This is a genomic window from Streptomyces sp. NPDC047525 (genome assembly GCF_040643025.1).
Lineage (GTDB): Bacteria > Actinomycetota > Actinomycetes > Streptomycetales > Streptomycetaceae > Streptomyces > Streptomyces durmitorensis.
The window spans coordinates 105,127-127,781 of sequence record NZ_JBEYTL010000011.1; the positions used below are offsets into that span (position 1 = coordinate 105,127).

General features: G+C 71.0%; 18 protein-coding genes. 6 read left to right on the top strand and 12 right to left on the bottom strand.

Going from position 1 to position 22,655, the window contains the following annotated elements:
* Nucleotides 1–2 precede the first annotated feature (2 nt).
* The 6 genes from ABZ833_RS29705 to ABZ833_RS29730 form a co-directional block, all read right to left on the bottom strand.
* Complete coding sequence (locus ABZ833_RS29705; RefSeq protein ID WP_361053014.1) at nt 3–3,755, bottom strand: lipopolysaccharide biosynthesis protein; 3,753 nt, start codon at nt 3,753–3,755, stop codon at nt 3–5.
* A 148-nt stretch (nt 3,756–3,903) separates the two neighbouring features.
* Nucleotides 3,904–4,680 carry a polysaccharide deacetylase family protein gene (locus tag ABZ833_RS29710; protein WP_361053015.1) on the bottom strand — a complete coding sequence of 259 codons (777 nt, stop codon included), beginning with the start codon at nt 4,678–4,680 and terminating at the stop codon, nt 3,904–3,906.
* Between the two features lie 55 nt (nt 4,681–4,735).
* Nucleotides 4,736–5,770: a glycosyltransferase family 2 protein gene (locus tag ABZ833_RS29715; RefSeq protein ID WP_361052647.1), complete on the bottom strand. Its 1,035-nt coding sequence runs from the start codon at nt 5,768–5,770 to the stop codon at nt 4,736–4,738.
* Nucleotides 5,767–6,600, bottom strand: a complete 834-nt coding sequence (locus tag ABZ833_RS29720) for a glycosyltransferase family 2 protein (RefSeq protein ID WP_361052650.1) — start codon at nt 6,598–6,600, stop codon at nt 5,767–5,769. The genes ABZ833_RS29715 and ABZ833_RS29720 overlap by 4 nt, the downstream gene beginning before the upstream one ends.
* A gap of 380 nt (nt 6,601–6,980) precedes the next feature.
* Nucleotides 6,981–8,081 (bottom strand): GNAT family N-acetyltransferase, encoded by a 1,101-nt coding sequence (locus tag ABZ833_RS29725; RefSeq protein ID WP_361052653.1) that lies wholly within the window; start codon nt 8,079–8,081, stop codon nt 6,981–6,983.
* A gap of 1 nt (nt 8,082) precedes the next feature.
* On the bottom strand, nt 8,083–8,514 hold the full coding sequence (locus ABZ833_RS29730; protein ID WP_361052655.1) for a hypothetical protein: 432 nt from the start codon (nt 8,512–8,514) through the stop codon (nt 8,083–8,085).
* Nucleotides 8,515–8,748: 234 nt separating this feature from the next.
* Here ABZ833_RS29730 and ABZ833_RS29735 point away from each other — a divergent pair, with 234 nt between their 5' ends.
* Nucleotides 8,749–9,573 (top strand): SGNH/GDSL hydrolase family protein, encoded by an 825-nt coding sequence (locus tag ABZ833_RS29735; RefSeq protein ID WP_361052658.1) that lies wholly within the window; start codon nt 8,749–8,751, stop codon nt 9,571–9,573.
* Here ABZ833_RS29735 and ABZ833_RS29740 read toward each other — a convergent pair.
* The 4 genes from ABZ833_RS29740 to ABZ833_RS29755 all read right to left on the bottom strand — a co-directional run bounded on the left by ABZ833_RS29740 (nt 9,540) and on the right by ABZ833_RS29755 (nt 16,151).
* A complete protein-coding gene (locus tag ABZ833_RS29740; RefSeq protein WP_361052661.1) occupies nt 9,540–11,243 on the bottom strand; it encodes a serine/threonine-protein kinase in 1,704 nt (567 codons plus the stop codon). The genes ABZ833_RS29735 and ABZ833_RS29740 overlap by 34 nt on opposite strands.
* 44 nt (nt 11,244–11,287) lie before the next feature.
* Complete coding sequence (locus tag ABZ833_RS29745) at nt 11,288–12,685, bottom strand: sulfite exporter TauE/SafE family protein (RefSeq protein ID WP_361052663.1); 1,398 nt, start codon at nt 12,683–12,685, stop codon at nt 11,288–11,290.
* A gap of 451 nt (nt 12,686–13,136) precedes the next feature.
* Nucleotides 13,137–14,459: a hypothetical protein gene (locus ABZ833_RS29750; protein WP_361052666.1), complete on the bottom strand. Its 1,323-nt coding sequence runs from the start codon at nt 14,457–14,459 to the stop codon at nt 13,137–13,139.
* 111 nt (nt 14,460–14,570) lie between these two features.
* Nucleotides 14,571–16,151 carry a DUF4331 domain-containing protein gene (locus ABZ833_RS29755; protein WP_361052669.1) on the bottom strand — a complete coding sequence of 527 codons (1,581 nt, stop codon included), beginning with the start codon at nt 16,149–16,151 and terminating at the stop codon, nt 14,571–14,573.
* Nucleotides 16,152–16,281: 130 nt separating this feature from the next.
* Here ABZ833_RS29755 and ABZ833_RS29760 point away from each other — a divergent pair, with 130 nt between their 5' ends.
* The 4 genes from ABZ833_RS29760 (at nt 16,282) to ABZ833_RS29775 (ending at nt 20,066) form a co-directional block, all read left to right on the top strand.
* Nucleotides 16,282–16,905: a sigma-70 family RNA polymerase sigma factor gene (locus ABZ833_RS29760; protein ID WP_361053018.1), complete on the top strand. Its 624-nt coding sequence runs from the start codon at nt 16,282–16,284 to the stop codon at nt 16,903–16,905.
* Between the two features lie 8 nt (nt 16,906–16,913).
* Complete coding sequence (locus ABZ833_RS29765; RefSeq protein WP_361052672.1) at nt 16,914–17,756, top strand: anti-sigma factor; 843 nt, start codon at nt 16,914–16,916, stop codon at nt 17,754–17,756.
* Between the two features lie 116 nt (nt 17,757–17,872).
* Nucleotides 17,873–18,139 carry a hypothetical protein gene (locus tag ABZ833_RS29770; RefSeq protein ID WP_361052675.1) on the top strand — a complete coding sequence of 89 codons (267 nt, stop codon included), beginning with the start codon at nt 17,873–17,875 and terminating at the stop codon, nt 18,137–18,139.
* Between the two features lie 199 nt (nt 18,140–18,338).
* Nucleotides 18,339–20,066, top strand: coding sequence for an amidohydrolase (locus tag ABZ833_RS29775; RefSeq protein WP_361052678.1), 1,728 nt, complete (start codon nt 18,339–18,341; stop codon nt 20,064–20,066).
* Nucleotides 20,067–20,096: 30 nt separating this feature from the next.
* Here the strand turns inward: ABZ833_RS29775 and ABZ833_RS29780 are convergent, their stop codons facing one another.
* Both ABZ833_RS29780 and ABZ833_RS29785 read right to left on the bottom strand, forming a co-directional pair.
* The gene (locus tag ABZ833_RS29780; RefSeq protein WP_361052681.1) at nt 20,097–20,879 is read right to left on the bottom strand and encodes an ABC transporter permease; all 783 of its coding nucleotides are present in this window, start codon (nt 20,877–20,879) and stop codon (nt 20,097–20,099) included.
* Nucleotides 20,880–20,940: 61 nt separating this feature from the next.
* Entirely contained in the window at nt 20,941–21,879 is a 939-nt protein-coding gene (locus ABZ833_RS29785) for an ATP-binding cassette domain-containing protein (RefSeq protein WP_361052684.1), read from the bottom strand.
* 63 nt (nt 21,880–21,942) lie between these two features.
* Here ABZ833_RS29785 and ABZ833_RS29790 point away from each other — a divergent pair, with 63 nt between their 5' ends.
* Nucleotides 21,943–22,653 carry a TetR/AcrR family transcriptional regulator C-terminal domain-containing protein gene (locus ABZ833_RS29790; protein ID WP_361052687.1) on the top strand — a complete coding sequence of 237 codons (711 nt, stop codon included), beginning with the start codon at nt 21,943–21,945 and terminating at the stop codon, nt 22,651–22,653.
* Nucleotides 22,654–22,655 lie beyond the last annotated feature (2 nt).

Sequence of the window (22,655 nt, forward strand, 5' to 3'; positions counted from 1 at the left end):
CGTCACGCCATCGTCAGGAACCGCTGGATCAGCGAGGCGAGCAGCACGGCGAGCAGCGGCAGCGAGAACCAGAAGCTGCTCTGCAGCCAGCGCAGCTGCCGCACGCTCGGCTCCACCGCCACCCGCACGACCTCACGGGTGGCGAGCAGCAGGATCACGGCGATCGCCGCGAGCGCTCCGATCACCGACCAGGGAGTCCACGTCACCTGCGGGCCGATCGGGCCGGGAGCGGCCTTCTCGACCGCGCCGTTCGGCTGCTTGCGCAGCGTGTAGAGGGTCGCGTCGTCGTTCGTGAGGACCTTCTTCAGCTCCTGGCGGTTGTCGAGGTTAGTGATCAGCCGGGAGTCCCAGGTCCTTGAGTAGCCCACGTCCATCTGAAGATAGACCGTCTGGCTCTTGTTGATCATCAGATACGAGTTGGGGCCCGCGTCCTTGAGGGCCTTCACCAGGCTGGAGACCAGGACCGGGTCGGCCGGGGCGAGGGTCGGGACGTACTGGACCTTCTCCATGTCCCGCGTGCCCCAGGGCATCGCGGGCGTCACGTTGTTGACGGTGTCGTCGCTCATCCACAGCAGCCGCACCGTCGGGTCGTCGTGCTCATACACGTACTCCATCGCGGCGACCTCGCCGGCCCGGGTCCGCTCGAAGGGTTCGTTGCCCCAGCGCGCCACCAGGAAGCCGCCCATCAGGACGAGTCCCGCCATCAGCGCGGCGAGGGGCGCCAGACTCACCCGGTCGCGGTCCCGCTCCTTCGCGGTGATGCCCGCGCGCGGGAAGAGCGCGAGCCCGGCCAGGAGCGCGGCGCCCGGCAGCGCGAACATGAAGACCCGCAGGGCCATTTCGCCGCCGTACGACTGCATGCCGAAGCCCAGGAACGGCACGAAGGTCAGGACGAGCAGCGAGCGCTCCGTGTATTTGTGGTCGCGCCGACGCCACCAGCCCCAGCAGGCGAGGGCCATGACGCCGCCGGCCAGCGCCACGCGCGCGTACAGGACGAGTTTGTGGGCCGAGCTGCCGCCCTCGATCCGCCCGGACACCGACGACGACACATTGCCGCCGACGCCGCCGATGCCGCCGAACAGCTCGTCGAAGTGCCCCGACCAGTACGGCTCCGCGAGGAAGCCCACCCACACGGCGACGAAGACCGCGAAGAGGATCGGCAGGCCGCGCAGCTCCGAGCGGCCCACCAGGACGAGCGCGGCGAGCACACCGAGCATCACGAACGGCGTGAGCTGGTGCGCGGGGACCGTCGCCGCGAACAGGGCGACCAGGACCACGAGGAGCACCGCGCGCTGGCGCCGGTCGACGGGCTCGACCTCCAGCTCGCCGGGGCGGCGCTTGGCCCACAGCACGTGGGGCGCGCGGAACCACACCAGGAGCACCGCGACGAACACCAGGTAGAGCAGGTACGTGAAGCCCTGCGGGGAGAAGTAGTCCTGGCCGACCCAGCCGCTCAGGGCGAAGATCCACAGGCCTGCCCACTTGGCGCGCCAGGACGCCCGCATGGAGCGCACGAGCAGGAACATCGGTGCCAGATAGAGCAGTTGCATGGCCAGCGGCCACCAGCGGATGACCTCGGTCATGTCCGAGACGCCGCACGCCTTGGCCACGAACGTGGCCGCGGCGAAGAACCCGGGCCAGCTCCAGCGCGCGTCCAGGTCGGGCACCGCGGAGCCGGTCCTGTCGATGTACTCCATGAAGCCCAGGTGCTGCCAGGCCGTCGCGAACCGCGGCTCGTCCTCGAGTACGGCGGGCAGCGCGTGCAGGCACACCACCGTGGCGACCAGCGTCACCAGGAGCAGTGCCTTGTGAGGCCGTTCCACCCAGAGCAGCGAGGCGAAGACGACGGCGAGCAGCGCGGCCCCGAGGAGGGTCGGCACGGGCAGGACGGAGATGAGCCCGAGGCCGCCCATCGCGTCCAGGTCCGCCTCGGCGAAGCCCACGACGGGCAGCCAGTAGAGGGCGAGCGCGAAGGCGAGGAGCAGCGCCATGAAGAGGGTGCGGCGGCGGGGGAGCGGTTCGGGCGGGGCGGCGGACCCGGTCGACGGCTCCACCGCGCGTGCGTCGGTGCCCGCCTCCTCGGCGGGCGCGGTGACGGCGGAGGAGACGGAGGCGGGGATCGGTGAGGACGGTCCCGTCTCGCGTGGCTTGAGCGGTGTTCTCAGCGCCCAGGTCGGCCGGTGCTCCATGTCGTCCCCCTCGTCCCCCGTGCCCGCGGACCTCTCGGAAGCGGGCTTCCCGGCAGCAGACCCGCCGGAAGCGGCCTTCCCGAAGGCCGGTGTTCCGGACACGGGCGTCCCGGACACGGGCGTTCCGGACGCCGGTGTTCCGGGTCCGGGACGCATGTCGGGCCTGCGCTCCGGATGCTCGAAGTCGGTCTGCACGGCCAGTTGCAGGGTCTCCGAGTCCAGTGTCTCGCGCAGCGCCCAGGCGGGACCGCGCCGCTCCTTCTTCTGCTCCGGCTCCTGGGCGGCGGCCGGGTGCGGTGCCTCGGGCGTCCCCAGATCGGCGAGGTCGCCGTCCGGCGCACCGCCGTCGTCCGACGCGGAGGCGGGCACCCCCCGCGCCACCCGGTACAGCTTCGGCGCCGCGATCGCCACGATCACCGCGAGGCTGGAGATCTCGGCGACGCCCGCGCCCGTGAGCCCCATCCGCGGCAGCAGGATCAGCGTCAGGCCGAGCACGAGGACGCACAACAGGCCCTGCATCCAGGCGATCCCGGACGTACGGCTCTGCGCGCGCTGCACCGCGAAGTACGTCTCCATGACGACCCGCAGCGCCGCGCCCACCGCGAACCAGCGCAGCAGCGGCGTCGCCGCGTCCGCGTACCCCTGGCCGAAGACCCGCAGGATGAAGGGCGCGCCGATGAAGAGCAGAGCGCACACCGGCAGCATGATGCGCGCCATGCGGCGCAGCGCGGCCCGGGTGTTGGCCGCGAGCCGCGCCGGGTCGTGCGCGCCCTCGACGGTCAGCGAGGCCCCCATGTTGATGGCGAGCAGATTGACCGTGCCGCCGATCGTGGTGGTGATGTAGAAGTACGCGTTGTCGACCGAGCTGACCTGTGAGGCGACGATCACCGGTACGAGATAGACCACGGCGAGCGAGAAGAGCGAGCCGGTGTAGTCGCCCGCCAGGAAGCGGCCGATCTCCCGCAGCGTCGGCGGCTGCGCCTTGTCCTGGGTGGCCTTCACGTGCCGTGGCACGAGCCGCCGGAACACCAGATAGCCGAGCGGGATGACCGACAGGGCGATCGCGGCGACCCACGACACGAACACGCCGGCCGTCGGGATCGCCGCGGCGAACGCGATAAGCAGCCCCAGCTTGACGACCGAGAAGATGGTGTTGCCGACCGGCACCCACAGCGCGCTGCGCAGCCCCGTGAGCACCCCGTCCTGGAGGGTGAGCAGGGACCAGGCGACGACCGCGGCCATGAAGCCGAGGCCGTTCAGCGGTCCGTGCAGGAATTTGTACGAGGGTCCCCACAGGTCGAGCGTGAACAGGAAGATCAGCGCGGCGAACGCCACGACCAGTGAACTTCCCGCATAGGTACGGAAGATGAGCCTGCCCGTGGCGCGTCCCGCGACGGGGATGAAGCGGGCGAGGGCCCCCATCAGCGTGAGGGCGGTGAGTCCCGCCAGGAACTTCATGGCGGCGATCGCCGCCGAGCCCTGGCCGACGGCCGACTCGGAGTAGTACCGAGCGGCGGCCAGCCAGAACCCGAGGCCGAGCACGCCGGAGATGCCGGTGTTCAGCATCAGGGCGTAGGCATTGCGGAACAGCGGACTCCCACCGCCGGAGCCGCCGCCGGGCAGGCGCAATCTGCGCGGCCTGCCCGACTTGCCGGACGGCGGCTGCTGTTCGGTGCTCGGAGTCCCAGAGACGTCTGCCTGGGCGGTCGACGTGTCAGACACGGGTACGAGTTGCCTTCCGGCGGGCCTGTCGGGCTCTGCGGACCACGGCGTATCCCTTGGTGTGGGCGCGGTCCCTGGCGAAATTGCGGGCGATCGCGCGGCCCTCGACGAGCCGCTCGAACTCCTCGATGCCGGTGGAGCGGCGCACGGTCACCCGCTGGAGGGCGTACGGCCCCTGGGTGCGCCGAGCGAGGCCGTTGCCGACCGCGAGCGACTGGGCGAATCCGGCGCCGCGCACCATCCGGCGCACCCGGCGGCTCGAATAGCCGTACGGGTAGGCGAAGGAGGCGGGGGCGGTGCCGAGTTCGTCGGTGACGATCTCCTTGCAGCGGCGCAGCTCGAACCAGAGGTCGTCGTCGTCCAGCTGGTCGAGCTGCGGATGCGTGTGGCTGTGCCCGCCGATCTCCGTGCCCGTGGCGGCCAGTTCGCGCACCTGGTCCCAGCCGAGCATCACGTCGAGACCGCCCCCGGTGTCGTGCGCGCCGCGCAGCCAGCCGGTGGAGACGAAGAGCGTCGAGGCGAAGCCGTGCTTGGCGAGCACGGGCAGGGCGTGCCGGTGCACGCCTTCGTAGCCGTCGTCGAAGGTGATCAGGACAGGTCTGGCGGGCAGCGTCCGGCCGGGGGTGCGCCAGATCGCGGCGAGCCCGGCCGTGCTCAGCGGCGTGAACCCGCGCTCACCGAGCAGCTCGAGCTGCTCGGTGAACGCCCCTGGAGAAACGGACAACTCCCGTGTCTCCAGGGTCGGTTCATGCGCGATCGAGTGATACATGAGTATCGGGACGGGAGCGTTCACGGCGGCCCCCCTCGCCCGATCGGTGCCGTGCTCATGCGGCAGCCCCCTTCTCACCGTCCGCATCCTTCTCGATCTCCACGACCGAGAAAGTGGCGCCTCCCCTGCGCGCGCGGACGCTGCCCAGGACGTACCCCCCGGCCGCCGTCACCACGCCCGCCACGATGGCTCCCGCGCGGCCCGCGCCGCCCGGCCGGGCGAGCAGCGCGTCACGCAGCCCTCGCCCGACACCGGCGGGCAGGACGCGCGTGGCATAGCGCCGCTCGGACTCAAGTCCCTTGTCCGCACCGACGCTTCGGGCCACGAGCGCCTTGGAGAGGCCCTCCGCGTACGTCCGGGTGCGGAAGTAGTGGAAGCGCTCCCGCGCCGCGGGGACGCGGTGGTGGATCACCGCGCGGTCGTCGATGAGCAGGATCGCGTCCGGCCTCGCCCGGGTGAGCCGGATGCACAGCTCCGTCTCCTCGCAGCCCAGCGGACGCTTGTCGCCGTCGCGTCCGATACCGGTCGCGAAGCCGCCCGCCGCCTCGAACGCGGTACGGCGGAAGGAGGCGTTGCCGCCCAGGACGTTGCGCACCCGCACACGGCCCTCGGGCAGCCCCTTGTACGTACAGCCGACGACCCAGTCGAATTCCTCGGGGAACCAGGCGGGCCTGCGCCGGGACTCCCAGACGGGCATGGTGCGCCCGCCGACCGCGAAGACCTTCGGGTCGGCGTACCCCTCGGCGAAGTGGTGCAGCCAGTCCCGCTCGGCGACGGCGTCGTCGTCGAGGAACGCGATGACCTCGCCGCTGGAGGCGGCGATGCCGGTGTTGCGGCCCGCGGAGAGGCCGCGGGGGCCCGCGTTGGCGAGCACCCGCACCCCTTCGGTCTCCTTGTACTCCTTGGCGAGCCGGTCGAGCAGCGAGGCGTTGTGGTCCACCACGAGAAGCGTCTCCCGTGCCGTCAGTGACTGCGCCCGCACCGAGGCGACCGCCGCGAGGATGTCCTCCCAGCGGTCTTCGGTGTAGACGCAGATGACGACGGAGATGCCCGCGACCGTGCTTCCCCCGTGGCGTCCGGAAACGCTCAAGACACCTCTCCCTGGCGCGTGCGGAAGGGGACCCCGCGCGTGCGGCGGCGCTGCCCGCGGCGGTTGGAGCGCTCCGTGAGGATCACCTTCAGGACCCGCAGGCCGTCGCGCACGGCGCTGAGGTTGCTGACGCCGTGGATGCGCAGATACTCGTGGCTGGGGATCTCCTGCACCTTGAGCCCGGCCTTGACCACCCGGATGTTCATCAGGGTCTCCACCTCGAAGCCCGTGCAGTCGAGGTCGATCTTGTCGAGGCAGTGCTTCCAGAAGGCGTTGTAGCCGTAGCACAGGTCGGTGTAGCGGGCGCCGAACTTGGCGTTCACGACGGAGCACAGGACGTGGTTGCCGAGCTTGCGGATCGGCGTCATGTCGTCCGTGGCGCCGCCGTTGGCGAACCGCGATCCCTTGGCGAAGTCCGCGCCCGAGACGAGGGCGGAGACATAGCTGACGATCTCGTGCCCGTCGGCGGAGCCGTCCGCGTCGACCATCACGATGATGTCGCCCGTGCACGCCTCGAATCCGGTGATCAGGGCGTCGCCCTTGCCCTTGCCGAGCTGTCTTACGACCTTCACGTCCGGCCACAGCTCGCGTGCCACGGCCACCGTGTCATCGGTGGAATTGCCGTCGACGAGGACGACTTCGTGGATCCAGTCGGGCAGTGTCTTGAAGACGTAGGGAAGGTTCTCCGCTTCGTTCATCGCGGGAATCACGACACTCACCGGCGGTGTGATCGCCAGGTGCGTGGAAATCGCCCGGTAGTTTCCGGACAGCATCGGCTTGTTTAACGGGTCTTGCCCGGGCTCTGCGGCCGGGCGCACAAAAGAACTCATTGAGTCTGATCCCTCTCGTCCGGTGGATCGCCCACCCCCGGGCGGTCCGGCTATGTATCCGGTTCGAAAGGGGGGTTCTCACTTGCGCATGACGAAATGGATCTCCGTGCATGCCGAGTGAGCTGGCATCGCGCGGGACGTGACCCGGCAAGAATTCAGTCGCCGAGCACGGCACCCCCCTACCGCGCCCCGTGCCGGTACCACCGCGATCTTGAGCCCTCCCCTAGATCGCACTGCGTGATGGACCGATGCGGGTGGATGTACGACGGTATTGATGATTGAGACCGTATGGCAAGACCTGGAACGTGGCCTCACCCTTTTGATGATTTGGCCGGTCTTGGTGGACACATATGGAGTGCCCCGTTCCTTGCTCCGCCCCCTTATTCCTTCTTTCTTGATCGAATTTGGCCCATGCGTTTCAGCAGCTTGTCGGCCGGTTCGAATAATTCCGGACGTGACAAGACGGTGTTGCGCAGTGCCCGTACCGGAGCGCGCCGCGCCCGGTGTCCGATCGCTGCCGGATGGCGCAGAGCCACCCACCCCTCGGACACGGTGAGTTCGCGCGTCTTGAGGGAGTCCTTGTACTGCTTCTGGCCCCGCCCGAGATCCATGTACGCGATGCCGTCGGCGGCGGCCGCCTCGGCCATGCGCAGATGCAGGATCAGGCCGGGCGAGTACTTGGCGAACGCCGGGTCGTAGGCCGGGAACCACTGGGCGAAGACCCGCTCGGAGCGCAGTCCGAAGTGCGCGGCGACCGGCACGTCCTCGACGTACAGGACGGAGAGGATGCCGGCGAACTGATCGGACCTGGTGTGGAAGAGCTGCCGCACGAGCTGGCTGATCCAGGAGTGCGCGAAGCGGTCGCTGCGGCCGGTCCTGCGGTACTGGGCCGACTTCCACCCCATCAGGGTGCGCAGGGCCGCCGGGTCGCGCTCGTCGTGCACGTAGCGAACGGTGCCGTGGTCGCGGCTGAGCCTGCGCTCCTTGGCGAGTGTCGTGCGGGCGAACTTCGGCGACTTCGCCTTGAGCTGGCGCAGATATGCCTCGTACCCCTGGTCGATGTCCATGACGGGGGAGGCGAAGGAGCCGGAGGCGCCTGCCTCGAACGGCTCCTGGCCACAGGCCAGATGGTCGAACTCGTACATCGCGAGCCCGCAGGCCCGCAACAGCTCCCGTGCGTCCCAGGTGAAGCCGGGCCGGTGCACCAGGCCCTGGCAGTCGGAGACACCCAGGCCGATGGCCCGGCCGATGCCGGTGATGGATCTCTCGAACGGGAAGAACGCCGCGGGCTCACCGGCTTCGCGTACGACCGCGATCCGCACCCCGCGCCGCCATTGGCCCACCGAAAGGGTGAACTCCGGGGAGAGGAACGGATTGGCCAGCTCGGGCGAGCCGTTCAGGTGGGCCTTGGACTGCAGTGCTGTCCAGGCCAACCGGTCCGCGGCGGTGAGTTCTCCGGGGCGGTGCACAGTGATGTCCACGTCAGGAGGTCCGCCTCGTCGGGGTACGACTTCGCAGCCGCCGTACCAGTACCAGCAGATAGATGAGCGAGCCGATCACGGTGAGGGCGGCGACCCCGCCGCGTACCGACCACAGGTGCAGCGCCAGCATCGCCTGGGCCACCAACAGGTTGACCGCGACGGCCCCGGAAACGGAAGCAATGATCCGGCCCCATGGCTCAAGTCCCTTGAGGGCGGCGCCGATCGCGCTGCCGGGAGCGGCCAGGAGGAAGAACAGGGTGAAGGGGGCGCGCAGCGGGGAATCGATGTCCGTGAGCGCGAGCATCGCGCCGACCGCGCCCACCGCCACAGCCATGCCCGCGAGCAGCAACAGCGCGTCTTCACGACGGCTCGACGGGTCCTCGGGCTCATGCCCGGTGTCTGATGACGGTGCCTTGATCCCGATGGTCTGCATTGGCGACTTTGCCCCCCGACGCGCCGGATGCCGGGCTTCAATGTCGCGCAGTCGACGGCAGCGCGTCAAGATGCGGAGGGAGTGTGGAGATGTTCGCCGTCGGGCCCTTGAACCGGAAGGGAACTCGCTGCGCGGGCAAGGGAATTGCAGGCGAACTCATTGACATGAACACTATCGGCGACCTGAGGGGAGTGGTACCACAGTCGTGGCAGAAATCCTGCTAAGGGAGGTTCCATGAGATTGTCCCGAATCACGGCATACGCTTCCTCACTCCTCCTCGCCACCGCCTTCGCCCTCACCGGGGCCACAGCGGCTCAAGCGGACCAGCAATCCGGCCAACAGGCCGCGGCCACCGGCTATGTGGCACTCGGCGACTCCTACTCGTCCGGTGTCGGAGCCGGCGGATACGACAGCGGAAGCGGCGACTGCAAGCGCACCCCCCGCGCGTACCCCGCGCTCTGGGCAGCCGCCAACTCACCCTCCAGCTTCAACTTCACGGCTTGCTCGGGCGCTCGTACGGGTGACGTCGTGGCCAACCAGCTCGGCCCGCTCGGCTCCGGGACGGGTCTGGTCAGTGTCTCCGTGGGAGGCAACGACGCCGGCTTCGCCGACGTCATGACGACCTGCGTCCTGCAGTCCGAGAGCAACTGTCTGGCGCGGATCGCGACGGCGCGCAGTTACGTCGAGACGACGCTGCCCGGCAACCTCGACAAGGTCTACACGGCGATCAGCGCGAAGGCACCGGCCGCCCAGGTCGTCGTGCTCGGCTACCCCCGCTTCTACAAGCTCGGCGGCGGCTGCCTCGCCGGCCTCTCCGAGAAGGAGCGCAGCGCCATCAACGGCGCAGCCGACCTCCTCAACTCCACCACCGCCAAGCGCGCCGCCGACCACGGCTTCGCCTTCGGCGATGTGACCTCCACCTTCACCGGGCACGAGATCTGCTCGGGCGACGCGTGGCTGCACAGCGTGAACTGGACCAACATCGGCGAGTCCTACCACCCCAAGGCCGCGGGCCAGTCCGGCGGCTACCTCCCTGTGTTCAGCGCGGCGGCGTCCTGACCCTCTGAGTCCGGCGCATAGGAGGAGGCCCCGCCCGTCGGGGTCTCCTTCTCGCATGTCACCGAGTACGCGACCGAGTTCGACGTGGCCTCGACCGGGCTGCGCACCTCCACGCTGATCGAGTTCTGATGGGTCGAGCCCGGCTCGCCGTCGACGGACTCCGTGTGGTGCACCTGCTTGGTCTTGCCGCCGCCCGAGGCGAAGCTGAGCGTCTTCCAGCCGGGGTCGCTCGGCTCGCCCGACTTGGTCACCCAGCGGTAGTCGACGGTCACCGGGACCCGCCCCACGGTGAACGTCGCGGTGAACGAAGGGGCCTGACCGGCGGCGGGCGGACAGGCTCCGCTGTACTGCGTGTTCGCGCCGACGACCGAGACCTTCACGGACTGTTGCGGGTGGGTGGTCGACCCTCCGCCGTTTCCGCCGCCGTCCGTCGAGCCACCGCCGGTGGAACCGCCGTCACTGCCACTGCCACCGCCGTCGCCCGACCCTCCGCCGTCACTCCCGCCCGACGTGCTGTTGCCGCCGCTCTTGCCCCCGTCGGAGCCACCGCCGTCGCTCCCGCCGCTGTCACCGCCTCCTGCGCCCTCGGACGAGCCGCCGTTGCTGCTACCCCCGCCGCCGTCGTCACGATTGACCAGGGCGTACGTCAGTCCGGCCAGGGCGAGCGCGAGTGCGACCAGGCCCGCGGCGAAGACGAACACCGCGCGGCGCGAACGCGTCGGAGCCGTGGTGGTGGTCGTGGCGACCAGGGGTTCCTGCCCGCCGGGCGGAGTCGGTGCCGAGGGCTGCTGATGTTGCTGCTGTGACGTGACGGTGGGCATGTACGGCAGGGGGGTCTCCACCCGGGGGGTGCCACCCGCCGCGACGAGCCGCAGCTGGTTCTCGGCCTCGGCGGCGGAGATCCGGGCGGCGGGGTCCTTGCGCAGCAGCCCTTCGATGACGGGGGCCAGCGGACCCGCGTTCCGGGGCGGCGGCAACTCCTCGTCGACGACCGCGCGCAGCGTACTGAGCGGGGTGTCCTGCCGGAACGGTGAACTGCCCTCGACGGCCGCGTAGAGCAGCACGCCCAGCGACCACAGATCGGACTCGGGTCCTGGCCTGCGCCCCAACGCCCGCTCCGGGGCGAGGAATTCGGGGGAGCCCACCACCTCACCGGTCATGGTGAGGGCCGAACTCCCCTCCACCATGGCGATCCCGAAGTCGGTGAGGACGACCCGCCCGTCGTTCGCGATGAGTACGTTGCCGGGCTTGACGTCGCGGTGCAGGACCCCGGCGTCGTGGGCGGCGCGCAGGGCGGCGAGGACCTCGGCGCCGATGTGGGCGGCGCGCTGCGGAGGCATCGGCCCCTCCGCGTCCAGGACGTCGGACAGCGAGAGCCCCCGCACGATCTCCATGACGATCCACGGCCGCCCGTCCTCGCTCGCCACGTCATAGACCGTCACCACATTGCGGTGCGGAATACGGGCGGCGGCCCAGGCCTCGCGCTCCAGGCGGGCGTACAGCCGGTCGACCTCACTGGCCGGGAGCCCGGCGGGGGCGCGCACTTCCTTGACCGCGACCTCGCGGCCGAGGACTTCGTCGCGGGCCCGCCACACCGTGCCCATGCCGCCCTCGCCCAGAGGGGAAAGGAGGCGGTAGCGCCCCGCGATCACACGCTCGTCGTCGCTCACGGGGGTCCCCCATCCGCAGCCGTGCGATTCTCCACAAAACTATCTCAACCGAGCGCTGTTGCAGCCCCTTTGAACACCAATCCACACCCGAGGGCGAACACGACACAGGCGGAGCCGAGCGGCAGGAACCGGTGCGTGGCCCGGTGCAGCCACCGGGGCCCGTGGACCCGCCGCCCGGCCAGGGACCCGACCCGCACCACGAGGAACCCGGCGGCCGTCAGCGTGACGGCGAGCCCCACGCCGTACGCGAGGACGAGCAGAAGCCCGAACCATGCCTCGCCCAGGGCGGCGGCGCCGACGAGCACGACGACGGCGGACGGGCTGGGCACGAGGCCGCCGGCGAAGCCGAGGAAGAGGGCGCCGCGGAGCGTGGGAGGCGCATGGTGCTGATGGGAATGCTGATGATGGTGGGCATGCCGGTGCTGCTGCCGTCGCCAGGCCCTGCGCAGGAGCAGGGCTCCCGCTCCGGTGACGAGAACGCCGCTGACCACTCCCAGCCAGGCGATGACGGACGGGGCGGCGGCGGAGCCTCCCGCCACGAGCAGGCCGAGGGCGGTCACGCCGAGGGTGTGCGTGACGGTCACGGAGGCGGCGAGGGGGAGGACGTCCCGCAGGGAGGCGCGCCCCCTGGCGGCGGCGCTCGCGGCCATCAGGGTCTTGCCGTGCCCCGGTGCGAGGGCGTGCAGAGCCCCCAGCAACAGGGCGATGGCCAGGGCGAGTCCGGCGAAGCCGGGGGTGAGGTCGTGGCGGGCGACGAGGCCGGTGAGGGCCTGGGTCCACCGGTCCGCGCCGCGCGGCAGTACGGAGGCCGGTGCTTGCGGCCTCTCCTCGCTGAGGGCGGGGCCGCCGGGGGTGATGCGCAGGGTGGCGGAGTCCTCGCCGGGCGGCGAGTCGAGCAGGCGCTCCGGGTAGCGGGTGAGGCGCTTCGAGAGGGAAGCCGCGGGTACGTCGGAGGAGCTCAGGGTCATCCGATCCCCCTGGGCGGTGACTTCCCGCCACCCGGGTCCCGGCTGTCCTGCGGCTTCGAAGCGGGCGGCGAGCTCGGCGTCCCGGGGGAGCGGGGTGCCGAGCTCGCACTCCACGCGGAGGGTGGGCAGCCCGGCCTGCCCGTCCCGGGTGACCGCCCGGGCCTGCTCCACGCGGAGCTCCGCCGCCCGCCCGTCCACCCGCAGCAGGCTGCCGCGGGCGGCGTCCGCACACCGCTCGCCGGCCCAACTCCCCATGCCTACGCGCTTGATGCGTGGCATGGCCTGAGTGGCCGGTATCTCGGCGAGGTCCTCGACGTGGTCGACCCGAAGGCGTCCGGGGCTCACCACGACCCCGTCGTACCGATTGACGGTGAAGTTGCCCAGGGGGTGAGCGGTGGCCTCGCCGGCGGGCAGCAGGGAGAGGGCGAGGCCGGTGATGAGGGCGCCCCCGAAGCAGAGGGCCCGCCGCTTCATCGTTGCCCCACGGCGCTTGCCGCCTGAACGGTCCGCCCCGGCATCCGCCCCTGGACGAACGAGCTTTCCCGCCCACCCACCCGATTGCCCCGTGGCGAGAGTGGTGGCGAGCCGCAGACGCCATCGAGACGTGAGGGGACGTGCCGGTATGTCTGCCCGGAGCACGGTTCGCGGCGCTCCAGTGGCGAAGTGGCCCTGGGGTCACCGGACGATAGCGAGGACGGACATACCGGCGCGGCCCCGCCCTCAAGACGGACCGGCACCGCAGCGCGCGTACTCGCGGTCGGCAGTGCTCGTGAGGGCGAGGACGGACATACCGGCGCGGCCCCGCCCTCAAGACGGACCGGCACCGCAGCGCGCGTACTCGCGGTCGGCAGTGCTCGTGAGGGCGGGGATGGGCACGCCGGCGCGGCCCCGTCCCCAACGCCGCGTGCAGTCCGCTTCGTTACGTTCATGACGCATCCCTCACCAACGGAGAGAACCCGGGGTTCAAGTCCACCGCCGCCGACTTCCAGCGCCGAGCCGCGCCCGCGTCGCCCGCAGCCCCCTCGATCACACCCCGGTGGTGCATGAACGACGCCTCGCGGAAGCCCGTGGCCGTGGCCCGGCGTGCGTACGGCAGGGCCTCCTTCGAGCGGCCGGCCATATGCAGGGCCCAGGCAAGCGCGTCCGCCGTGTGGACCGTGTGCCGCCTGCCCCACTCCGCCCGCGCCGCCCGCAACGCCGCCTTCCGCTCCTCCGGGGTCCCGTGATCCGTCAACGCGATCGCCGCGTCCAGATCCGCGTTCACCCCGTTCGCCCGAGCCAGCGACACCCACGCGGACACCAGCGCGTACTGCTCCCGTGCCTTCGCCCCGTCACCCCGCTCGCCCCGCGCCTCGTACAACTCGCCCAGCGCGACCAACGGCCCCGGCAGCGGCGCCCGCGCCACCACGTCCCGCAGCGTCCGTATCGCCTGCCCCGTCCTGCCCTGCCCGGCCCACGCACGGGCCCGGCACTCCAGCGCCGGAAGATACGACGCGTCGGCCCGCAAAGCCCTCCCGCACTGCTTCAGCGCCTCCCCGTACTCGCCCTGCCGCCAGGCGAGTTGCCCCAGCGCAGTGGCCACGTACGCGACATCCCCGCCACCGGACCCCGAGCCCGAGCCGAAGCCGACCGCCTGCGACAGCGCCCGCCGAGCCCCCGCCACATCGCCCTGGAGCTCCCGCACATACGCGTACCGCGTGAACACCGGCACCCCGGGCCGCCGCGCATCCGCCTCGTCAGCGGCCCGCGCCGCCGCCCCGTACCGCCCGAGCTCGACCAGTGCATCGATCCGGGTCGCCAACGCCCCCTCGCTGTAGGGATTCACTTCAAGCGCGGCCTCCGCGTGGCGCAGCGCCCCCGCGAAGTCGTGCCGGGCCGCGGCCAGCGCCGCCCGTCCCGCGAGCCCCGCGTCATTGCGGGGCCGAAGCTCCAGGGACCGGTCGAGAGCGCGTTCCGCCTCGCGGTACCGCGACGGGTCACCCCGTGTACGGGCCTGTTCGACGTAGGCGGTCCCCAGCGACGACCACGACCCGAAGTCCCTTGGCTGGTCCCGAAGATGAGACTGAAGTGCCTCGATGCCACGATCGAGATCGGCACCCCGCAGCGCACCGGGTGCCACGGCGGCGGACGACGGCGGCGGCCGGTCCGGCCCGCCCTCACCGCCGACCACGACGGCGCCCCCGGTGATCGCGAGCGCGAGAGCGACCGCGGCCACCACGGACCGACCGGCAGGACGAGGTAATGCCATCACTGGACCTTCCTTGAGAGTCGACGAAAAGATGAGGCGGAGAGGGCGCGGCCCGCAGGGGGATGCATGCGAGCCGCGCCGGTCATAGAGGGGAATCAGCCGACAAGCGGGTCAGCCGGTCAGCCCGCCACCCCCTGCGGCACCCGCGGCCCCCGCAGCCCGCCTGCGCCACCACGCAAGCCCGAGCCCGACAAGGAGCACCCCCGCAGCCCCCGCGGCCCCGGAAGCGACCAGCACCGCATCGGTGTCATCGCCACCCCCGGACCCCGGACGCCCGGGCACGGCCCCGCCGTTCAGCGCGTCGCGCGCCGAGCTGTCGGAGCCGCCACCCTTGGCCAGCGGTCCACGGGACCCGGACGTGGGCAGCGCCACGTACGGGAAGGCCCCGCCGAACTTCTGGTCGTTGACGTCCACCGCGTCGCCCAAGTCGTTCTTGTTGCCGGTGAGTTCGCCCTCGACGGCCTGCAGTTCGATGTCGACGACGTCATCGGCGAGCCGCCGCCCGTTCGGGAACCCGGCGTTGTCACCGTCAAGAACCCCGAGCCGCTTCGGCGAATCCGCGGGCTTGATGGACGTGTTGAGCCGCAGGGCCTCGGCGGGCCTGACGCCCGGCGGCTGGTTGAGACCCTTCACGCCCGTCAGGAACACCGACACGAGATCGTTGCGCGGCTCGGCGGGCGCCTTCAGCTTGTAGATCTTCTCCAGGAGCTTCGGCAGCTCGGGCTTGGTCACGTACTTCAGGAAGTCCGCGTCGTTCCAGGGCGAGGACGCGTTGAACTTGTCCTTGTCCTTCTGCGGCACGACCACCTCGTTGACCAGCGGATTGCCCAGGCGCGAGACCTGGGTCCACTTGCCGCTCGCGTTCTTGCGCTGCGTCGTCGACCAGATGCCGACGGTGGGCTGCTTCTCCGACTGCCGTATCTGCTCGGTCGGCACCTGAAGGGCGAGCGAGTTCACGTTGTAGCCCTTGAGCGTGTCGTTCCCGACCTCCGACAGGTCGCCCCCGTACAGCAGGTCGAACACCCGCAGATCCAGGAAGAACGGATCGTCGGCCTGCCCCGCGAACGTCGAGCCCCCGCCCTTGACCGGGCGCACGGACTGATCACGCAGCTTCTTGTAGTTCGGCATGGAGGCCTTGCCGACGTGCGACGGTGCCGCGGGCACGTCGTCGGCGACCTTCGTGGTCGAGACGGCCTTCTGGTCCTTGAGCTTGATCAGCTCCAGGTCGTACGTCTGCGTCACGTTCAGGTCGGGATCGTCGAGGCTCGTGACGGGCCCGGTGTTGTAGAGGAACGTGTCGCCGTTCTTGGTCTTCGTGTCGAACGTCCACCGGTAGAGCAGATCGCCCTGCGCGTCGCCGTCGCTGTCGATGTGGACGTCGTACTGGGCGTCGTCGGCCCACGGATAGAAGTTGGGCCCGCCCGCGGGCTCCTCGAAGGGCAGCCAGTTCGCCACGATCGTCGTGGAGTCGGGCTTGTCCGGGCTCACGAACGCGTACACGTCCGTGTTGTCGTACTGAGGCTGCCCCGAGATCAGCGGAGCCTCCCGGTGACTGGAGGCGTCGGCCGCCTCCGGTTCCAGTGCCGTCACGCCGGCGGCTGCGAGCCCCCCGGCGGCCAGCGCGCCACACACGAGCGCGGCGAGGCCGCGCCTGCTGCGTCGCCCCGCTCGGCTCTTGGCGATAGCTGTCATCGCGTCCGTCCTTACTGTTCCTCGCGCGACCCCGCGCGCAGTGCGCGCAAGCCGCCTGACGCACCCCATTCGCGGCCAACGGCCGGACGGATTGCCCCTGTTGCCAATCCGGTGCCTTCGCTCGCCCCGAATCCCGGGGCGAGAGGCAAGAAGCCACCCGGCCCGCGGGGCGAGGCGCCACCGGGCCGGGACGAGGGGGAGGGGGACCCGCATGGAGCCCGACGAGCTGCTGCCACTGGTCGCGGAGGGCGACCAGCCGGCGTTCGAGAAGCTGTACGGCCTGGTCTCGGGGCCGGTCTACGGACTGGTCCGCCGCGTCCTTCGCGACCCGGCACAGTCCGAGGAAGTGGTCCAGGAGGTGCTGCTCGAACTCTGGCGGACGGCGGGCCGCTTCGATCCGGCGCGCGGCAGCGCCCTCTCCTGGATCCTCACGCTCGCCCATCGCAGGGCGGTGGACCGGGTCCGTAGCGCCCGCGCGGCGAGCGACCGCGAACGGCGCGTGGCCGAGCGCGGCGAAGTGCCCGCCTTCGACCAGGTCGCCGAGGCGGTCGAGGGCAGGCTCGAGCGCGAATGGGTGCGCCGCTGCCTCCGACGGCTCACCGACCTCCAGCGCCAGGCCGTCACCCTCGCCTACTACGACGGCTATACGTATCGCGAAGTGGCCGGACGTCTGTCCGTCCCGCTCGGCACCGTCAAGACGCGGATGCGGGACGGGCTGCTGCGTCTGCGCGACTGCCTGGGCGCCGCCACGTGAGGCGCGGCATGAAGCGCGACGCGGGGCGGGACGTACGGCGGTGGCACCCCGGCGCGCCCGCGCCCACCGCGCGGAGCCCGCGCCTTCGCCGAGCCGTCCACTCCCTGGCCGTCCCCTACTCCCTGGACGCCCTCGGCCCCCGCGAACTGCGCCGCTTCGAGCGGCATCTGGCCCGCTGCGCGCCCTGCCGGGCGGAGACCAGGGAGCTGGGGGAGGGCGCCGTACGCCTGGCGGGCGCGGCGGCGACACCCGCGCCGCCCGCCCTGCGCGAGCGGGTCCTCACCGCCGTACGCACGACGGAGCAGGAGCCGCCCCCGCGGGCGCCCGTCACTCCGAGCGCGCCCCCACGCACCCGCGCGCTCCTTGTTCCCCTCGGTGTTCCCGTCGGGGCCTTCACCGCGCTCGCGGCGCTCGCGCTCGCGCTGGCCGCGTCCGTGATCCTCGCCGTCCAGCTGGTCCGTTCCGACGGCCGGATCGACCGCGAGCGCGCCGAGGCACGTGAGATCGCCCACGTCCTGGCCGCCCCGGACGCCCGCGCGAGCGCGGAGAGGGACGCGTGGGGGCGCGGCATCAACGTTGTCGCGTCCGAGTCCAGGCGGCGCGCCGTGGTGACCGCCACAGGGCTCGGGGCGCCGCCCCGGGGCCGGGTGCACCAACTGTGGGTGATGAGGCCAGCCTCGGCGCCCCGTTCCCTGGGCCTGCTCGACGGCGAAACGCCCGTGATCGCCGTGGGCCTGAGCGCGTCCGCGACGTCACTGGCCGTGACCACCGAACCGGATGGAGGCTCAGAGAGGCCCACTTCCACCCCTCTTGTCCAACTCGCCCTGGAATCAGTTGGATTCGGAGAGTAATCGTCAACCTCCTTACTGGGTAGGTGAATCCTGTGACCGGGATACACGGGTGTCGGGACGGGGCGATAGGGTTAACCTGCCCTGGGCCGGGTGCCCTCGTACGGGTGGGGAGTGACATGGAACAGATAACGGTGCGCAGCAGGGCGCGTGTCCCTGCGATCACCTGCGGGAGCAGCGCGACCAGCTCGCGTCTCGACCGCCATCTCGCAGTGCTGGGCGGTCCCGCCGTTCCGCAGCGTGAGACGGCGGAGGCGACGCTGCTGATGCGTGAGCTGACCTCACGGGGCGCGCATGACCACAGTGGCCGAGGTGCACGTGTGCGGAGGGTCTCCCTCTTCGCTCCCTTGCGCAGGCTGCGGCGGTCGCTCTTTGGGAGTCGCTGACCGCGGGTGGTCGGGGGTTCGGCCGCCGCTCAGCGGCGGATTGCTCCCATCCACCCGCCCCTTCCCGCACACCACACGTCACTCATCTCGCCCCACGCGTAACACCCGTGTCATGCGCACCTGTTGACGCCGCAACTTTCCGGCCCCAATGTGGCTGATTGTTTGGCCGATACACCCAACCTCACCCCCGGAGGTGCGCGTGTGTGACCTGCACGATCAGCATGAGCATGAGGCACTCCCCGCGAGCGGTCCGACCCTGAGTCGCCGCCGCATCATGCAGCTCCTCGGCGCGGCCGGTGTCACCGCCGGTGTCATGACCGCCGAAGCGGACCCGGCGATGGCCGCCGGCGCCGACGACAGCCCCGCCGCCTACGAAGCCCCCGACGGCCTCGCGGCCGACACCCCCGCCAAGCGCGCGGCGCTCGACTGGATCACCTCCCACGACGACCGGATCACCGGCCTGAACGCCGAGATCTGGGACAACGCCGAGCTGTCCCTGCGTGAGTGGAAGTCCTCCATCGCCGAGGCCGACTTCCTCGAACAGGCCGGATTCGACGTGAAGTTCGGCACCGCCGGCTTCCCGACGGCGTTCACCGCGACCTTCACGCACGGCAAGGGCGGACCCGTCCTCGGCTTCAGCGGCGAGTACGACGCGCTGCCCGGCCTCTCGCAGAACAAGGGCGTGGGTCACCACGATCCGCGCGAGTACATCCACGACCCCTTCGCGCCCAGCTACGGCCCCGGCCACGGCTGCGGCCACAGCGCGCTCGGCACCGCGGCGGCGGCAGCGGCGGCGGCCGTCGCGCAGGCCGCCAAGAAGCACCGGCTCCCCGTCACCGTGAAGTTCTTCGGCTCCACGGCCGAGGAGATGCTGATCGGCAAGACGTACGCCGTCAGCAAGGGTGTGTACGACGGCCTCGACGCGTTCCTGGACTGGCACCCCTCCACGGCCAACGCGACGGGCTGGGGCAGTACCACCGCGATGACCGCCGTCACCTTCACCTTCCTCGGCGTGGCCGGGCACGGCGGCACCCCGCTCGGCAACAAGTCCGCCCTTGACGCGGCCGTGATGATGGCGACCATGTCGGAGTTCCTGCGCGAGGAGAACCTCGCGCCGAGCGGCCGGCTGCACTGGGTGATCAACAACGGCGGTGACATCCCGAACGTCACCGCGGAGATCTCCGAGATCTCGTACTACGTACGCGAAGGCAGCCCCGCCCGCGTCCAGGTCCTCCTCGACAAGGTGATCGCGGTCTCCGAGGCGGCCGCGAAGGCGTCGCAGACGACCGTCCGCCACCGCATCACCTCGGCCTGCTGGAACCAGCTCCCGGCCAAGGCCTTCGCCGAACTCCTGCACGCGAACATGCGGGAGATAGGTCCGCCCCAATTCCCCGACGAGGCCCACGAGTTGGCCAAGGAGCTCCAGGAGTCCCTCGGCCTTCCCCAGAAGGGCATGCACGACAAGGTCGGTGAACTGACCCCGCCCAACCCGGTGTTCATGGGCGGCGGCTCGACGGACGTCGCCGACATCAGCTGGAACGTCCCCACCGTCTCGATGGGCGCCGCGCTCGCCCCCATCGGCACCAAGATGCACACCTGGTCCACCGCCGCCTGCGCGGCGGCGGCACCCGGCCAGGCCGCGGTGATCGCCGCGGCGAAGTATCTGGCGGCGACCGCGGTCGACCTGATCACGCAGCCCGAGCGCCTCAAAGCGGTCAAGGACGAGTTCAAGGACCGTACGAAGGGCGTCAGTTGGAAGACCGCGCTGCCGGACGGCTATGAGCCGCCGATGTACGAACCCCCGGCGTGGTTCCTGAAGAAGACGGGCCAGAAGTGGCCGCCCGCGAACATCACGTGGCCGCCGAAGCGAGTCGTCTCGCAGGAGAAGTTCTCCTCGCTGGGACCGGAGCTCGAACCCCAGAAGTAGTCCGCACCGCAGGAGAGCGCGGCCGTCCGCTCACCGTCCCCCGCGCGTGTACCGGCGGACGGCGAGCGGCACGCACACGGCGAGCAGCGCGAGCGACCAGAGGATCGCCCCGGCCACGGGGTGCGCCACCGGCCAGGCGGCACCCTCCGGCACGGGCGCGTTGCCGCACAGATCGCGCACCGCTGTGGCCACCGCGCTGATCGGGTTCCACTCGGCGATGGTGCGCAGCCACCCGGGGAGCCCGTCGGCGGGGATGTACGCGTTCGAGAGCAGCGGCAGCATGAACGTCGCGCCGCCCAGCTGCCCCGCCGCCTCCTCGCTCTGCGACGCGAGCCCGAGCAGGATGCCGACCCAGGTCGTCGCGAATCGGAAGAGCAGCAACAGGAAGAAGGCGCCCAGGGCCTGGAGCGGGCCGCCCTCGATCCGCCAGCCCATGGCGACCCCGACGAGCATCAGCGGTACGAGCCCCACGGCCGTGGTCAGCAGATCGGCGGCGGCCTGCCCGAGCGGGACGGCCGAGCGGCTCATGGGCATCGTGCGGAACCGGTCCATGACGCCCCGGTGGGAGTCCTGGGCGGCGGTGAACATGCCGGTCATGATGCCGTTCGCGGCGGTCGCGACGAGCATGCCCGGGACGAGGAAGGCACGGTAGTCGGCGCCGGGCATGGCCAGGGCGCTGCCGAAGACGTAGCCGAAGAAGAGCAGGAAGACGATGGGCATCGTCTGCGTCATGAGGAGGATGGCGGGCGCGTGCCTGATGCGCTGAAGATGCCGGCCGAGGACGGCGGTGCCGTCGTAGAGGATGGCGCTCAAGGGGATCCCCTTCGGGGTGATCGGGTGGGTGGGCGGGAAACATCCGCCGCGAAGCGGCGGTTCAGGAGACGCGAGCGACGAGCCGCAGAAAGACCTCGTCGAGAGTCGGGGCCCGAAGCGTCGCGTCGACGACAGGCACTCCGGCGGAGTCCAGCTCACGAACGATCCGGGGCAGCGTCAGCGAAGGATCGAGGGCAACCGCCCCCGCGGTCCGGCGCACCGCGTCGAGGACGGGCTCGGAGCCGGTCAACTGGTCGAGCACGACCGCGGCAGCAACCAGCGCCTGCGCCGCCGCGTCCTGCGCCAGGACGACCTCGACGTAACTGCCGATCTGCGCCTTCAGCGCGGCGGGCGTACCGCGATGCGCCGCCCGCCCCCCGTCGATCAGGACGACCTCGTCGGCAAGCTGATCCGCCTCCTCCAGATACTGCGTGGTCAGCACCACGGTCGTCCCCTCGGCGGCCAGGTCCCGTACGGCCTCCCAGATGCCGCCCCGGCTGTGCGGATCGAGCCCGGTGGTGGGCTCGTCGAGAAAGAGGACGCGGGGCCGCACCAGAAGACTCGCCGCGAGGTCGAGCCGCCGCCGCATCCCGCCGGAGTAGGTGCGAGCGGGACGGTCGGCGGCGTCCACCAGGCCGAACCGCTCCAGCAGCTCATCGCCCCGCGCCCGCGGCGCCCGCAGCAGCCGGGCGAAGAGCCGCAGATTCTGCCGCCCGGTCAGATCCCCGTCGACGGAGGCGTACTGCCCGGTCACCCCGATGAGGCGCCGCACCGTGGCGGCCTCCCGCACCACGTCGTGCCCCGCGACGAGCGCGGTCCCGGCATCCGGTGTCCGGAGCGTGGTGAGCAGCCGCACCGCCGTCGTCTTGCCCGCTCCATTGGGGCCGAGCAGCCCGCAGACAGTGCCCTCGGGAACGGCGAGGTCGAGCCCTCGCAGGGCGTGGACGTCCCCGAAGCGCTTCTCCAGACCTTCACTAAGTACAGCGTACGTAGAAGTCATGTCCGCACGGTACCTCACTACGTACGCTGTACGTAACTAACATGGAGGGCGAGGTGATGATCAATGGCGGGCCGAGCGGCCGAACCGGAAGTGATCTGGGCGCGCCCCGAGCGTGCGGGCCGTGGCCCGAAGCCCGCGTACAGCAGGGCGGACATCGCGGCGGCAGCCGTCCGCATCGCCGACGCGGACGGCATCGAAGCGGTCTCCATGCGGAGAGTCGCGGGCGAGCTCGGCTGCGGAACCATGTCGCTCTACAACTACGTACCGCGCAAAGAAGACCTGTACGAGCTGATGGTCGACGCGGTGAGCGGCGAGTACGAGCTGCCCGCGGGACCGGGGGACGGCGACTGGCGTGCGGAGATGCTGGCGCTCGGCCGCCAGACGCGCGCCATGATGCGGCGCCACCCGTGGCTGCCGCGGATCATGTCCGCGCTCTACGGCTTCAGCCCGAACGCCCTGCGCTACCTGGAGCACTGCCTCGGCGCCCTGGAAGGGCTCGACGCGCCCTACGGCACCAAGATGGAACTCATCGGGATGGTCAACGGCTCGGTCATGACGTACGTCGTCAACGAGTTCGCCATGGCGGAGCGCGCGCGGGCCCTGCCGTGGACGGAGGAGCAGGAGCAGCAGGTGCGGTTCGCGTATCTCGCCGGGCAGGTCGCCGACGGGGCCTATCCGCGGCTCGCGGCGGCGCTCACGGAGGGGCCCGCGCCGGGGGACGCCGACGAGCTGTTCGAGCGGATGATGAACCGGCTCCTGGACTCGTTCGCCTGAGC